Raw genomic sequence first — 13,576 nt, forward strand, 5'->3', positions numbered from 1 at the left:
ATGTATGTCGCGGTAAAAGGCGGTGAAGCAGCCATCCGCAACGCCCACAAATTGCTCGCCGACCGCCGGCGCGGCGATCGCTCGGTGCCCGCACTTCGGCTCGACCAGATCGTCGAGCAGCTGGCGCTCGGCGTCGACCGGGTGATGAGCGAAGGTTCGCTCTACGACAGGGAATTGGCGGCACTCGCCATCGTCCAGGCGCGCGGCGACATGATCGAGGCGATCTTCCTGGTTCGCGCCTATCGCACGACGCTGCCGCGTTTCGGCTATACCAGGGCGATCGAAACCGGCTCGATGCTGGTCGAACGGCGCGTGTCGGCGACCTACAAGGACCTGCCCGGCGGGCAGTTGCTCGGCCCGACTTTCGACTACACCCACCGGTTGCTCGATCCCGAGCTTGCCGCCGGCGGCGAAGTCGCCGAACCGGAGCAGCGTGCAGGCGAAGCGGAGGCGATGCCGCGCGTCGCGGCCATCCTCGCTCGCGAAGGCCTGATCGAGCCCGACGGCGACATGCCCGTGGATCATGTCCCCGGCGACATCACCCGCGAGCCGCTCGAATTCCCGATGGCGCGTGATATCCGCCTGCAGGCGCTGTCGCGCGGTGACGAGGGGTTTCTGCTGGCGCTCGGCTATTCCACCCAGCGCGGCTATGCGCGCAACCATCCTTTCGTCGGCGAGGTTCGTATCGGCGAGGTCGAACTGGAACTGGACGTGCCGGAACTGCCCTTTGCCGTGCCGCTCGGCAGCATCCGCGTCACCGAATGCCAGATGGTCAACCAGTTCAAGGGCTCGGCCAAGGCGCCGCCGCAATTCACCCGCGGGTACGGCCTCGTCTTCGGCCAGAGCGAGCGCAAGGCGATGGCCATGGCGCTATGCGACCGCGCTCTTCGTGCAACCGAATTCGGCGAAGATGTCGTCGCCGCCGCGCAAGACGAAGAGTTCGTCATCTCGCATTCCGACAATGTCCAGGCGACCGGCTTCGTCGAGCATTTGAAGCTGCCACACTATGTTGATTTTCAGGCCGAGCTCGACCTCGTGCGCCGCATGCGCGCCGCGCACGACGCCCGCGAAAACGCCGGCAAGGCCGACGAGAAAAGGCAGGCCGCGGAATGACCGGACAACCGACCGACATCGCCACCTACAACTTCGCCTATCTCGACGAGCAGACCAAGCGGATGATCCGCCGCGCCATCCTCAAGGGCATCGCCATCCCCGGCTATCAGGTGCCGTTCGCCTCGCGCGAGATGCCGATGCCCTATGGCTGGGGCACCGGCGGCGTCCAGGTCACGGCGTCGATCATCGGACCGGACGATGTTCTCAAGGTCATCGACCAGGGCGCCGACGACACCACCAATGCCGTCTCGATCCGCGCCTTCTTCAAGAAGGTCGCCAATGTCGCGGTCACCACCGAGACGGCCAAGGCGACCATCATCCAGACGCGCCACCGCATCCCTGAATATCCGCTTAGTGCCGGTCAGGTGCTGGTCTATCAGGTGCCGATCCCCGAGCCGCTGCGCTTCCTCGAGCCGCGCGAGACCGAGACGCGCAAAATGCATGCGCTGGAGGAATACGGCCTCATGCATGTGAAGCTCTACGAGGACATCGCCAAGCACGGCCGCATCGCCACCACCTACGCCTACCCGGTCAAGGTCGAGGGCCGCTATGTCATGGACCCCTCGCCGACGCCGAAATTCGATAATCCGAAGATGCATCGTTCGCCGGCTTTGCAATTGTTCGGCGCCGGCCGCGAAAAGCGCATCTATGCACTGCCGCCCTTTACCGAGGTGGTCAGCCTCGACTTCGAGGATCATCCCTTCGAAGTGCAGACCTTCGACCAGCCCTGCGCGCTGTGCGCGGCCGAGAACGTCTATCTCGACGAGGTCATCCTCGACGACCATGGCGGCCACATGTTCGTCTGCTCCGATACCGATCATTGCGAGAAGCGGCGCGCCGAAGGCCATCGCGGCCACCTCGCGCCCGAGACCCATCTTGCCCCAGGAAAAATGGAGCCAGCTGAATGACCGACGCACCGCTGCTGCGCGTTTCGGCGCTGTCCAAATTCTACGGCGCGCGCGTCGGCTGCGAGAACGTCACCTTTGACCTGTGGCCGGGCGAGGTGCTGGCGGTGGTTGGCGAATCGGGTTCCGGCAAGACGACTTTGCTCAACTGCCTGTCGACTCGGCTGCTGCCCAGCTCCGGCACCGCCAGCTACCGCATGCGCGACGGCCAGTTCCGTGAGCTGTACCGCATGAGCGAGGCCGAGCGCCGCTTCCTGATGCGCACCGACTGGGGCTTTGTCCATCAGAACCCCGCCGACGGGCTGCGCATGACGGTGTCGGCCGGCGCCAATGTCGGCGAACGGCTGATGGCGGTCGGCGACCGTCACTATGGAAAAATCCGCGCGACGGCCGTCGACTGGCTGTCGCGTGTCGAGATCGACGAGGACCGCATCGACGACGAGCCGCGCGCCTTCTCCGGCGGCATGCGCCAGCGCCTGCAGATCGCCCGCAACCTGGTCACAGGGCCGCGGCTGGTGTTCATGGACGAGCCGACCGGTGGCCTCGACGTTTCGGTACAGGCACGCCTGCTCGATCTGCTGCGGGGGCTGGTCACCGATCTCGGCCTGGCGGCCATCGTCGTCACCCACGATCTCGCCGTGGCGCGGCTGTTGTCGCAGCGCATGATGGTGATGAAGGACGGCCGTGTTGTCGAAAGCGGCCTCACCGACCGCGTCCTCGACGATCCGCGCGCGCCCTACACCCAGTTGCTTGTCTCCTCGATTCTGCAGGTGTGACGATGATTGCTCCGGCGTACCCCCCTCTGGCCTGCCCTCTTTGGCATCGCTTGGCATCTCCCCCTCAAGGGGAGAGATTGGCTATCACTCCCGGTTTCGCCATCCTACAACGTTGCAGAACGAGCGAGATAGTCAGGCTGCCCATCTCCCCCCTTGAGGGGGAGATGGCCGGCAGGCCAGAGGGGGGTGTTGGCCCGCAAACGAATGGCGATTGGAGGACCTTCTGATGGCAACCCCGCTCGTCGTCTCCGATGTTGCCAAGAGCTTCACCATGCATCTGCGCGACGGCATCAAACTGCCTGTCGTCGCCGGTGTCTCTTTCGCGATCAGGGCCGGCGAATGCTCCGTGCTCGGCGGCCCGTCCGGCGCCGGCAAGAGCTCGATCCTGAAAATGCTTTACGGCAATTATGCCGTCGACGCAGGCCAGATCATCGTCCAGCACGAGGACGGGCTCATCGATCTCGCCACGGCCAGCCCGCGCACCGTGCTAGCCGTGCGCCGGCTCACGATCGGCTATGTCAGCCAGTTCCTGCGCACCGTGCCGCGCGTCTCGGCGCTCGATGTCGTCGCCGAACCGCTGGTCGAGCGCGGCGAGGAGCGCGAAGCCGCGCGCGGCAAGGCACGCGACTTGCTGGCCCAATTGAACCTGCCGGAAAAACTCTGGGCGCTGCCGCCGGCGACGTTCTCCGGCGGCGAACAGCAGCGCGTCAACATCGCGCGCGGCTTCATCACCGAGCATCCGATCCTGCTGCTCGACGAGCCGACCGCTTCGCTTGATGCGAAGAACCGGGACGTGGTGATTTCCCTGATCGCCGCCAAGAAGGCGGCGGGCGTCGCTTTGCTCGGCATCTTCCACGATTACGACGTGCGCGAAGCCGTCGCCGATCGCATCATAGACGTGACCGCCTTCGCCGCTGGGAAAATCGCCGCATGACCAGGAAATTGTCGGAGGCCCCGCTGGTCCACGAGACGGCGGAGATCGAGAACTCGACGCTCGGCCGCTGGACCGAGATCGCCGACCGAAGCCGGGTTTCGGAAAGCATGATCGGCGACTATTCCTACATGATGCAGGACTGCAGCGTCTGGTGCGCGACAATCGGCAAATTCGCCAACATCGCCGCCAGCGTCCGCATCAATGCCACCAATCATCCGACCTGGCGGCCGACGCTGCACCATTTCACCTATCGCGCCTCCGACTATTGGGACGACGCCGAGCACGAGAGCGAATTCTTCGCTCAGCGCCGCGCCAAACGCGTCACCATCGGCCACGACACCTGGCTCGGCCATGGCTCGACCGTCCTGCCCGGCGTCACCGTTGGCGACGGTGCGGCGGTCGGTGCCGGCGCAGTGGTATCGAAGGACGTCACTCCCTACACCATCGTCGGCGGCGTACCGGCCAAGCCGATCCGCGAGCGCTTCGACCGCCGCACCGCGGAGCGCTATCAGGCGCTCGCCTGGTGGGATTGGGATCATGCAAGGCTGCGCGCCGCGCTCGACGATTTCCGGGAGCTGTCGGCGGAGGCTTTTCTGGAGAAGTATGGTGGCTAAGGATCGTGAATGGTAATGGCGGGCAGCGAATAAATTTCGAGGCTCAGGAAAGCCTTTCTTATCACCATTCACCATTCGAGCTTCTCGCGCCGAGTTGATCCCGCCCCGCTCCAGGCTGTGGGCGGTAACAAAACTGACATCAATCAGACACCGCAGGTTCACGTAGCTGCGCTAGCGAGGGTTAACAGACCTTCAATTGCGATTGGACTGGAGCCTGCACCATGTCAGCTACGCTCGAAATCCGCGGCGTCACCCGCCGGTTCGGCAAGAACACCGCCGTTAGCAATGTTCACATCTCGATCCCGCAAGGACAGATGGTCGGCGTCATCGGCCGCTCCGGCGCCGGCAAATCGACCCTTCTGCGCATGATCAACCGCCTCATCGATCCCAGCCAGGGATCCATCCTGTTCGACGGCGTCGAGGTTTCCGGGTTGCGCGGCTCGCCGCTCCGGCGTTGGCAACGCGACTGTGCCATGATCTTCCAGCAGTTCAATCTGGTGCCGCGCCTCGATGTGCTGACCAATGTGCTGCTCGGCCGGCTCAACCACCGCTCGACCCTGTCCAACCTGTTCGGCATGTTCTCCCGCAACGAATGCGCCGAGGCGGTTGCAGCCCTCGAGCGCCTGGACATCGCCCGCACCGCGCTGCAGCCCGCCGGCACGCTTTCCGGCGGCCAGCAGCAGCGCGTTGCGATCGCGCGTGCCATGATGCAGCAGCCGAAGGTGTTGCTCGCCGACGAGCCGATTGCCTCGCTCGATCCGCTCAACGCCAAAGTGGTGATGGATTCGCTGCAGGATATCAATTTGCGCGAGGGTATCATCGTCATCACCAATCTGCATACGCTGGATACGGCGCGCAACTATTGCAACCGCATCATCGGCATGGCCGCCGGCAAGGTCGTCTTCGACGGCCCGCCCGAAGACCTCAATCGCGAGGCGGTGCGCATGGTCTATGGCGCCGACAGCAATGGCGGCGAAATCTCCGAGGCCATCACCTCGACCAGTGTCGCCATCAAACAGAAAATCGCTGCATCCGCCGGACCGCTCGAGCCAGCGTTTCCTGGTTATTGAGAACGGCCTGATCGCCGCCCGCGTCAAAGGCACTCGTCAAAATTCGATCGCAACCGGCGCGAGGCCGGATCAAAGGAGAGAGACCCAATGTTCAGGAAGATGGTTTTTGGCGCGGTTTCATTGCTCGCCATCGCGGCCAGTGCCGCTCACGCCCAGGATATCAAGGAATTCCGCATCGGTATCCTTGGCGGTGAAAATGAAGCGGACCGGCTGCGCAATTTTCAGTGCCTCGCCGATCACCTGACGTCCGAATTCGGCTTCGAGAAGGTCTCGCTGTTCCCGGCCGCCGACTACGACGGCGTCATCCAGGGCCTGCTCGGCGGCACGCTCGATTTCGCCGAGCTTGGTGCGTCGGGCTATGCCAGCGTCTACCTCAAGGATCCGAACGCGGTGACCCCGATCCTCACCACCCAGCAGACCGACGGTGCGACCGGTTATTATTCGATAGGCTTGGCGCTGAAGTCGTTCGGCATCACCGACATCAAATCGGCCAAGGGCAAGAAGCTCGGTTATGCCGACCCGGATTCGACGTCGGGCTATCTGATCCCGCTGACCCAGATCCCGAAGGACACCGGCGCTTCGAACGAAACCTTCTTCGCCTCGACCCAGTTCAATGGCGGCCACGAGAACAACCTTCTCGCCGTCCGCGACGGCAAGGTCGACGTGGCGGTTGACGACTCCTCGGGCATCGGCGACTTCAAGAACGGTTACACGTCCGGCACCTTCCACAAGGAAGTCGCCAAGGGCGCCGTCGACCCCAACGACTTCGTCGAAGTCTGGCGCTCCGGCCTGATCCCGAATGGCCCGCTGGTCGTGCGCACCGCGCTCGGCGGCGATATGAGCGCCAAGCTCGCCAACTTCTTCACCACCTTGCCGGCCAAGGACAAGCCTTGCTTCGAAGCCATCGAAGGCGGCGATTTCACTGGCTACGTTCCAGTGAAGCCGGACTTCTACAGCGTCATCGTCGAAGCCCGCAAAGCCGCGATCGGCGGGTGAATGCAATTGAAAAGGGCGGCCTTACCAGCGCCGCCCTTTTTGCATGCCGATCATGACCATCTCAGCCACGATCCGTTCAGACGCGACCCGGCGGACGGCCGACACCTGGCGACGCCAGACGTCCTTGCGCCGGTTCTACACCGCGCTCGGCATCGGCTTGCTGCTTGTTGCCATGTGCACAGCCATGTGGTTCGCCGACGAGGCCAATGCCGGACATTTCTTCGATCGGCTGCCGCACATACTGGATTTCCTTAGCTGGCTTGTTCCCAAGGACTGGAATGACGTCTGGCGCGCGCTGTTCGACATCGCATCGCCGCACGACAAAGGCAGCCAGGAGTTCAACTTCCCGCTTGGCCGCATCTATCTCTGGGGCGGCTTTTATCTACCCGAATATTTCGAGCTGATGCTCACCACGCTCAACGTGGCGCTGGTTTCCACTTTCATCGGCTTCGTCTTTGCGGTGCCCTTTTCCTTCATCGCCGCGCGCAACTTGACGCCCAGTCCGGTGCTCAGGCTCGTCGTCAAGCGCTTCATGGAACTGCTTCGCGCCTTCCCGGAGATCGTCATTGCCGGCCTTTTCGCAGCCATCCTCTCGACCGGCCCGGTCGCGGCCATCATCGCCATCGGCCTGCATTCCATCGGCGCCCTCGGCAAGCTCTTCTACGAGATCAACGAAAACATCGACATGCGCGCCGAAGAAGGCCTGCGCGCGGTCGGCGCCAACTGGTTCGAGCGCGTGCGCTTTGCCGGCCTGCCGCAAGTGCTGCCCAATTTCACGTCCTACACGCTGCTCAGGATCGAGATCAATGTCCGCATCTCGACCATCATCGGCGCGGTCGGGGGTGGTGGCATCGGCGAGGAACTGAAGCTCTCCATCTCGCGCGGCTTCGGCGCCAAAACGCTGGCACTGGTGCTGCTGCTGTTCACGACGATCTTCCTCGTCGACCAGTTCTCTGCCTGGCTAAGGCTCAAGCTCGTCGGTGAGCAGGCATTCATGATGGGCGCCTGAGCATGGCCGCAATGACCGCCGATGAGATGCAGTCGATCGAAGAGCGCTTTCCCCAAGTGTTCCGGCGGCCCCTGTACAAACGCTTCGGCCCGCTGGTCCTGTTCACCGGCATCCTGCTCTACCTCCTCTACGCCTTGTGGTTCTTCAACCTGCCGCAAGTGCTGAGGGAATCGCACTGGGAACGCCTGCCGCTCTTTCTGACGCAATGGATCAGCTACGATCTGCAGCCGGAATTCCGTCTCGATCAGCCTCAGATCACGCCCAAATACCCGCGTTTTTCCGCGCTCGGCGAAGATCCTCATCCCGACTGGGTCATCACCAGTGCGAACGGCTCCTACACCATTCTGATCGACGGCCGGGCCAAATCGGTTACCTTCGACAAGACCGAGGCGATGCTGGTCGCCAATGGCCAGACGGTGCCGGTGTCCTTGGCCAGCGGCAAGCCGGTGATATCCGGCCTGGTGCCGGACTGGATCACCGCACACGACGACGAAATCGTCGCCAGGATGGGCTTTGCCGGCGAGGTCCGCATAACCGTCGATCGCGTCAAGGTCCGCAAGCGCTTCCTCGGCTGGGCGAATTTCGTCTTCGACACACGCTCGCCCTTCTTCGGCAAGTCGCCCGGCGAGGTGGTCTCGTTGCTGATGTCCGGACCCCAGCTCAAGCCGGGCACATCTAACATCACGCTGGCCGCCGACAATATCTGGTACAACGCCCAGTGGCAGCATGGCGATGTCTGGACGAAGCTGTTCCAGACCATCGTCATGGCATTTCTCGGCACCTTGCTCGGCGGCATCGTCGCCTTCCCGCTCGCCTTCTTTGCCGCCCGCAACATCACCCCGAGCGGCGTGATCAGTCAGGTGCTCAAGCGCTTCTTCGATTTCATGCGTTCGGTCGACATGCTGATCTGGGCGCTGTTCTTCACCCGCGCCTTCGGCCCGGGCCCGCTTGCCGGCAGCGCCGCGATCTTCTTCACCGAGATCGGCACGCTCGGCAAAGTCTATTCGGAAGGCCTTGAGAACATCGACGACAAGCCGCGCGAGGGCATCCAGTCGACCGGCGCCAACGGCTTGCTGGTGCAGCGCTATGGCGTGCTGCCGGAAGTGATTCCGGTCTTCATCAGCCAGACGCTCTACCAGTGGGAATCCAACACCAGGGGCGCAACGATCATCGGCGCTGTCGGTGCCGGCGGTATCGGCCTGAAGCTTTGGGAAGCGATGCGCACCAACTCCAACTGGGCCAATGTCTTCTACATGGTGCTCTTGGTCCTGCTCGTCGTTTTCATCTTCGACAACATTTCCAATTTCCTGCGCCGCCGCTTGAGCAGGACGATCCACGACTACAACAGGATCCAGGCCGACCAGGGGTGACGGCCGCGTTGCGCCGGCGGCAGTTAGGCCGCCTTACTCCACCCGCTCCTGATATGCCTGTAGCCGTCGCGGTAGACAGCTTCCGGGCCTTCGGAAAAGTCGCGCCACACCTTGGTGGCCGCGGCCAAATCCTTCAGCGAACGCCCGAACGCCTCGATCGTCAGCCAATCGTCGTAGCCGCTCTTGCGGATGGCGGAGAACGTCTCCTTCCAGGGAATGTGACCGCGGCCCGGCACGCCGCGATCGTTCTCCGAAATATGGATATGGACGACGTTCTTGCGGTTGCGCGAATAGGCGCCGATCGGGTCGGCCTCTTCGATGTTGGCATGGAAGGTGTCGTACATCGCCTTGATGTGCGGCCGGTCGATCGCGTCGATATGCTCCGACAAATCGTCCATCGTGTTGAGCAGATAGCATTCGAAGCGGTTGAGCGCCTCCAGCCCGATGGTGACGCTCTTGTTGCCGGCATGGTCGCCAATGGCGCGTTGCGAAGCGATCGAACGTTTTTTCTCGGCCGCCGTCGGCCCGCTGCCGGAGAAGGCCCCGAGCGTCGAATGGAGCGGGCCGCTCAACGTGTTCGCGCCAAGCGCCTGAGCGCAGTCGATCGCCGATTTCATGTAGTCGATACCGGCCTTGCGCGTCGAGGCATCCGGCGAGATCAAATTCATCGCCGGATCGCCCATCGCCGAGACGGCGGTGCGTTGCAGCCCGATTCGGTCGAGCAGATCACCGAGCTTCTTGTAGCCGTCCGGCGCGCCGGAGAAGACCGGTATTTCGACGCCGTCGAAGCCGGTCGTCTTGATGTCTCTCAACAGCCGCTCGTGTTTTTTCGACACGGCCGTCGTCCACAACAGCATGCACATGCCGATCTTCATCGACGCCCCTCCCCTTTGACGGCCGGCTGGCTCCTCCGCCGACTTCGCTATAAGCCCCTCATCCGGCCGCTTCGCGGCCACCTTCTCCCCGCTGGGGAGAAGAGTCAGACGCAGCGCTGGCGATCTCCTCTCCCCTGGGGGAGAAGTCGGATTGCCCCGAATTGCCCTTGCAATTCGGCTGGCAATCCGAGTGAGGGGGGACACCCTTAACCGGGCGCAGCGATTAGAGTTTCGTCCACGCCCCGTTCTTCTTCGACGACTTCACGCAGGCTTCGATGAAGGCCATGCCTTCGACGCCGTCTTGCACGGTTGGGAAGACGACATCCTTAGCCGGCTTGCCGCCCGTCCGGCGCGCCGCACGAATAGCCCGCGCGGCTTCCTGGTAGATGTTGGCGAAACCTTCGAGATAGCCTTCCGGATGCCCTGGCGGGACGCGGCTGACGCGCCCCGCGACGGGGAGCGCGCCGGCGCCATTTCGGGTAATCAACTGCTTCGGCTCGCCGAACGGCGTGTACCAGAGATAGTTCGGGTCGGCCTGCACCCATTCGAGCCCGCCCTTCGAGCCGTAGATACGCAATTTCAGCCCGTTCTCGTGGCCGGGCGCCACCTGGCTGGCCCAGACCATGCCCTTGGCCGGGTGCGACCCGCCGACCGGCTTGAAGCGCAGCAGCACATTGATGTTGTCGTCGAGCAGCCTCCCCGGCACGAAGGCATCGAGATCGGCCGACAACGAATCGAGCTCCAGCCCGGAGACGAAACGGGCAAGGTTGTAGGCATGGGTGCCGATATCACCCAGCGCACCGCCCGCACCCGCCTGCTTGGGGTCTGAGCGCCACGCAGCCTGCTTCTGGCCGGTGGCGGCCAGGTCCTCGGTCAGCCAGTCCTGCGGATATTCCGACTGCACGATGCGGATATCGCCGAGCTGCCCCTTGGCCACCATCTCGCGTGCCTGCCGCACCATCGGATAGGCGGTGTAGTTATGCGTCAGCACGAACACTTTGCCGGTCTTTTCGACCAGCGCCGCCAGCTTCTTTGCCTCGGCCAGCGTCGTCGCCAGCGGCTTGTCGCAGATGACGTGGATGCCGGCCTCGAGAAAAGCCTTGGCAGCCGGCACGTGCACATTGTTCGGCGTGACGATGGCGACCACCTCGATGCCGTCCGGCCGCTTGGCCTCGGCCTTGGCCATGTCGGCATAGGAGCCGTAGCTGCGTGCCGGATCGAGCCCGAGCTCGGCCGCCGAGGCCTTGGCACGCTCCGGATTCGACGACAGAGCGCCGGCGACCAGCACGAACTCGTTGTCCATGCGCGCCGCGATGCGGTGCACCGCGCCGATAAAGGCGCCTTGTCCGCCGCCAACCATGCCGTAGCGGATCGGACCGCCCCCGGTTTCCGCCTTCGATGCGCCGACCATGATTTTCTCCCTCGTTGTCTGAGATACCCCTCCCCCTTGAGGGAGGGTGGCCCGAAAGGCCGGGAGGGTCGGTCAATGCCGAGCTCAACCCAGCGACCCCACCCCGATCCGCTGCGCGGATCGACCCTCCCCTCAAGGGGGAGGGAAAGCTGTGTTAGATCCCCATCATCCCGCGCAGCACCTTTTTGTCGGTCGTGCCGCCGGCGAAATCGTCGAATGCCTTTTCCGTAACCCTGATGATATGATGCTGGATGAAGGGAGCGCCCTCGGCAGCACCATCCTCCGGGTGCTTCAGGCAGCATTCCCATTCCAGCACCGCCCATGAATCATAGTTGTATTGGGTAAGCTTGGAGAAGATGCCGCCGAAATCCACCTGTCCGTCGCCGAGCGAGCGGAACCGCCCGGCACGGTTGGTCCAGCTCTGGTAGCCGGAATAGACGCCTTGCCGCCCGGTCGGATTGAACTCGGCATCCTTCACGTGGAACGCCTTGATCCGCTCGTGGTAGATGTCGATGAATTCGAGATAATCGAGCTGCTGCAGCAGGAAGTGCGACGGGTCGTAGTTGATGTTGCAGCGCTTGTGGCCGCCGACCGCATCGAGGAACATCTCGAATGTCGCGCCGTCGAACACGTCCTCGCCCGGATGGATTTCGTAGCCGACATCGACGCCGTTCTCGTCATAGACGTCGAGGATCGGCTTCCAGCGCTTGCCGAGTTCGGCAAATGCTTCCTCGATCAATCCCGCCGGCCGCTGCGGCCACGGGTAGAGGTAAGGGAAGGCCAACGCCCCGCAAAACGACACCGACGCCTTGAGCCCGAGATTCTTCGACGCCTTGGCGCCGAACTTCATCTGCTCGACCGCCCATTGCTGCCTGGCTTTTGGATTGTTGTGCACCGCAGGTGGAGCGAAGCCGTCGAATTGTGCGTCGTAGGCCGGATGCACCGCCACCAGCTGACCCTGCAGATGCGTCGACAGTTCAGTGATCTCGACGCCGGCATCGGCGCAGATGCCCTTCACCTCGTCGCAATAGGCCTTCGACGACGCTGCCTTCTCGAGATCGAACAGCCGGGCGTCCCATGTCGGGATCTGCACGCCCTTGTAGCCCAGACCGGCCGCCCATTTGGTGATCGAGGCCAGCGAGTTGAACGGAGCGGCGTCGCCCGCAAACTGCGCCAGGAACAGACCAGGCCCCTTCATCGTCGTCGGCATCGGCATCTCCCTATGTTTCGCGACCAAGCATAGCGCCGATTGAAAACAGGGCCAGCCTCTTTGGTCTCTTTGCACAGCGCGCTCGGCGCCGCTATTCTGGTATTACCAAATGCCGAAATCTGGTCAAGCCATTTGACGCGCGGCCGCAGTCCTGCAACCATGCCGAGCTGCCCAACATAATTCAACGTAATCAATGCTGTAAGCAAGAGACGGCGCTTGATGGTAGCACTTCTTGCCGTCCAGATGAAATTACTGTAGATCTCCCATCAAGCCCAATTGGTCGAACCAGTTTGCCAAAAAAATGCTGGGAGGCCTTGGGGAGGAATCATGCAGCGCACTTCGGCAGAGTGCGTCGCAGGCGAACTGGTACAGGCGATTCTGGGAAGGATAGACCATGCATCTTTCGACGCACAATTGGATGCGGGCGGAGCCGCTGGAAACGACGCTCAAGCGCATCAAGAAATTCGGCTATGAGTCGATCGAGATTTCCGGCGAACCCGAACAGTACAAGACCAAGGAAACACGCGCGCTGCTGAACGAGTACGGCATCCGTTGCTGGGGAGCGGTGACGCTGATGCTGGGCGAGCGCAATCTCGCCGCCAAGGACCAGGGCCAGCGCGAGCGCTCGGTGCAATATGTCAAGGACGTGCTGACCATGGTCAGCGAGCTCGACGGCGAGATCATCACGCTGGTTCCCGCCACCGTCGGCAAGGTCGTGCCGGACGGCACCGAGGAAGAGGAATGGAAATGGGTGGTCGACGCCACCCGGGAATGCTTCACCCACGCCAAGAAGGTCGGCGTCAAGATCGCGGTCGAGCCGCTCAACCGCTTCGAAACCTACCTGTTCAACCGCGGCGCCCAGGCACTGGCCCTTGCCGATGCGGTCAGCCCCGAATGCGGCGTCTGCCTCGACGCCTACCACATCCACATGGAAGAATTTAACGTCTATGACGCCATCCGGCAGGTCGGCAAGCGCCTGTACGACTTCCATGTCGCCGACAACAACCGCTTCGCTGCCGGCCTCGGGCAGATCGACTGGCCGAAGATTGTCGGCACGCTGAAGGAGATCGGCTATGACGGCGCGCTGACCAATGAATTCGTCGCCCCAGTCGACCGCACGCCGGCAGCCCCCTATCCCGACATGGTCGAACGCAATCCGGTCGACATCTCGCCAGAGCAGCTGAAATTCATTCAGGACCACGGCTCCAGCGTGCTCACGGAAAAATTCTACACTGACCAGATGCGCATCAATGCGGAAACGCTGCTGCCGCTGATCAAGTAGCCAAGCCGTTT

13 protein-coding genes are annotated in these 13,576 nt (G+C 63.0%); 10 read left to right on the forward strand and 3 right to left on the reverse strand.

Translation table 11 applies throughout. The annotated features are described in order from the left end of the window. The 9 genes from NKH37_RS20550 (at position 1) to phnE (NKH37_RS20590) (ending at position 8,787) form a co-directional block, all read left to right on the forward strand. Positions 1-1,113 carry a carbon-phosphorus lyase complex subunit gene (locus tag NKH37_RS20550; protein ID WP_353041305.1) on the forward strand — a complete coding sequence of 371 codons (1,113 nt, stop codon included), beginning with the start codon at positions 1-3 and terminating at the stop codon, positions 1,111-1,113. Then, positions 1,110-2,021 carry an alpha-D-ribose 1-methylphosphonate 5-phosphate C-P-lyase PhnJ gene (locus NKH37_RS20555; RefSeq protein WP_352549395.1) on the forward strand — a complete coding sequence of 304 codons (912 nt, stop codon included), beginning with the start codon at positions 1,110-1,112 and terminating at the stop codon, positions 2,019-2,021. The genes NKH37_RS20550 and NKH37_RS20555 overlap by 4 nt, the downstream gene beginning before the upstream one ends. Then, positions 2,018-2,794 (forward strand): phosphonate C-P lyase system protein PhnK, encoded by a 777-nt coding sequence (gene phnK, locus NKH37_RS20560; RefSeq protein ID WP_023721972.1) that lies wholly within the window; start codon positions 2,018-2,020, stop codon positions 2,792-2,794. The genes NKH37_RS20555 and phnK overlap by 4 nt, the downstream gene beginning before the upstream one ends. Positions 2,795-3,020: 226 nt before the next feature. Beyond that, positions 3,021-3,728: a phosphonate C-P lyase system protein PhnL gene (gene phnL, locus NKH37_RS20565; protein ID WP_023721973.1), complete on the forward strand. Its 708-nt coding sequence runs from the start codon at positions 3,021-3,023 to the stop codon at positions 3,726-3,728. Next, positions 3,725-4,342, forward strand: coding sequence for a DapH/DapD/GlmU-related protein (locus NKH37_RS20570; protein ID WP_023721974.1), 618 nt, complete (start codon positions 3,725-3,727; stop codon positions 4,340-4,342). Before phnL ends, NKH37_RS20570 begins: the two co-directional genes overlap by 4 nt. Before the next feature lie 221 nt (positions 4,343-4,563). Further along, on the forward strand, positions 4,564-5,412 hold the full coding sequence (phnC, locus tag NKH37_RS20575) for a phosphonate ABC transporter ATP-binding protein (RefSeq protein ID WP_352816900.1): 849 nt from the start codon (positions 4,564-4,566) through the stop codon (positions 5,410-5,412). Between the two features lie 87 nt (positions 5,413-5,499). Next, a complete protein-coding gene (phnD, locus tag NKH37_RS20580; RefSeq protein ID WP_353005919.1) occupies positions 5,500-6,408 on the forward strand; it encodes a phosphonate ABC transporter substrate-binding protein in 909 nt (302 codons plus the stop codon). Between the two features lie 52 nt (positions 6,409-6,460). Beyond that, positions 6,461-7,417 carry a phosphonate ABC transporter, permease protein PhnE gene (gene phnE, locus NKH37_RS20585; RefSeq protein ID WP_353041306.1) on the forward strand — a complete coding sequence of 319 codons (957 nt, stop codon included), beginning with the start codon at positions 6,461-6,463 and terminating at the stop codon, positions 7,415-7,417. Between the two features lie 2 nt (positions 7,418-7,419). Continuing rightward, positions 7,420-8,787: a phosphonate ABC transporter, permease protein PhnE gene (gene phnE, locus NKH37_RS20590; protein ID WP_352964084.1), complete on the forward strand. Its 1,368-nt coding sequence runs from the start codon at positions 7,420-7,422 to the stop codon at positions 8,785-8,787. Positions 8,788-8,810: 23 nt separating this feature from the next. On the opposite strand, the gene NKH37_RS20595 is transcribed toward phnE (NKH37_RS20590), so the two are convergent. The 3 genes from NKH37_RS20595 to NKH37_RS20605 form a co-directional block, all read right to left on the reverse strand. Continuing rightward, the gene (locus NKH37_RS20595) at positions 8,811-9,662 is read right to left on the reverse strand and encodes a sugar phosphate isomerase/epimerase family protein (RefSeq protein WP_353005920.1); all 852 of its coding nucleotides are present in this window, start codon (positions 9,660-9,662) and stop codon (positions 8,811-8,813) included. A gap of 223 nt (positions 9,663-9,885) precedes the next feature. After that, the gene (locus tag NKH37_RS20600; RefSeq protein WP_352789279.1) at positions 9,886-11,073 is read right to left on the reverse strand and encodes a Gfo/Idh/MocA family protein; all 1,188 of its coding nucleotides are present in this window, start codon (positions 11,071-11,073) and stop codon (positions 9,886-9,888) included. 154 nt (positions 11,074-11,227) lie between these two features. Then, the gene (locus NKH37_RS20605; protein WP_031194931.1) at positions 11,228-12,283 is read right to left on the reverse strand and encodes a sugar phosphate isomerase/epimerase family protein; all 1,056 of its coding nucleotides are present in this window, start codon (positions 12,281-12,283) and stop codon (positions 11,228-11,230) included. 394 nt (positions 12,284-12,677) lie between these two features. Between NKH37_RS20605 and NKH37_RS20610 the strand changes: the two genes are divergently transcribed. Further along, positions 12,678-13,565: a sugar phosphate isomerase/epimerase family protein gene (locus NKH37_RS20610; protein ID WP_023721982.1), complete on the forward strand. Its 888-nt coding sequence runs from the start codon at positions 12,678-12,680 to the stop codon at positions 13,563-13,565. Positions 13,566-13,576: the final 11 nt, after the last annotated feature.

This window comes from Mesorhizobium sp. M1217 (genome assembly GCF_040318275.1).
In the GTDB taxonomy this organism is placed as follows: Bacteria; Pseudomonadota; Alphaproteobacteria; order Rhizobiales; family Rhizobiaceae; genus Mesorhizobium.

Coding starts and splice junctions, on each gene's coding strand:
- NKH37_RS20550 (WP_353041305.1), top strand. CDS start 1: ATGTATGTCGCGGTAAAAGGCGGTGAAGCAGCCATCCGCAACGCCCAC.
- NKH37_RS20555 (WP_352549395.1), top strand. CDS start 1,110: ATGACCGGACAACCGACCGACATCGCCACCTACAACTTCGCCTATCTC.
- phnK (WP_023721972.1), top strand. CDS start 2,018: ATGACCGACGCACCGCTGCTGCGCGTTTCGGCGCTGTCCAAATTCTAC.
- phnL (WP_023721973.1), top strand. CDS start 3,021: ATGGCAACCCCGCTCGTCGTCTCCGATGTTGCCAAGAGCTTCACCATG.
- NKH37_RS20570 (WP_023721974.1), top strand. CDS start 3,725: ATGACCAGGAAATTGTCGGAGGCCCCGCTGGTCCACGAGACGGCGGAG.
- phnC (WP_352816900.1), top strand. CDS start 4,564: ATGTCAGCTACGCTCGAAATCCGCGGCGTCACCCGCCGGTTCGGCAAG.
- phnD (WP_353005919.1), top strand. CDS start 5,500: ATGTTCAGGAAGATGGTTTTTGGCGCGGTTTCATTGCTCGCCATCGCG.
- phnE (WP_353041306.1), top strand. CDS start 6,461: ATGACCATCTCAGCCACGATCCGTTCAGACGCGACCCGGCGGACGGCC.
- phnE (WP_352964084.1), top strand. CDS start 7,420: ATGGCCGCAATGACCGCCGATGAGATGCAGTCGATCGAAGAGCGCTTT.
- NKH37_RS20595 (WP_353005920.1), bottom strand. CDS start 9,662: ATGAAGATCGGCATGTGCATGCTGTTGTGGACGACGGCCGTGTCGAAA.
- NKH37_RS20600 (WP_352789279.1), bottom strand. CDS start 11,073: ATGGTCGGCGCATCGAAGGCGGAAACCGGGGGCGGTCCGATCCGCTAC.
- NKH37_RS20605 (WP_031194931.1), bottom strand. CDS start 12,283: ATGCCGACGACGATGAAGGGGCCTGGTCTGTTCCTGGCGCAGTTTGCG.
- NKH37_RS20610 (WP_023721982.1), top strand. CDS start 12,678: ATGCATCTTTCGACGCACAATTGGATGCGGGCGGAGCCGCTGGAAACG.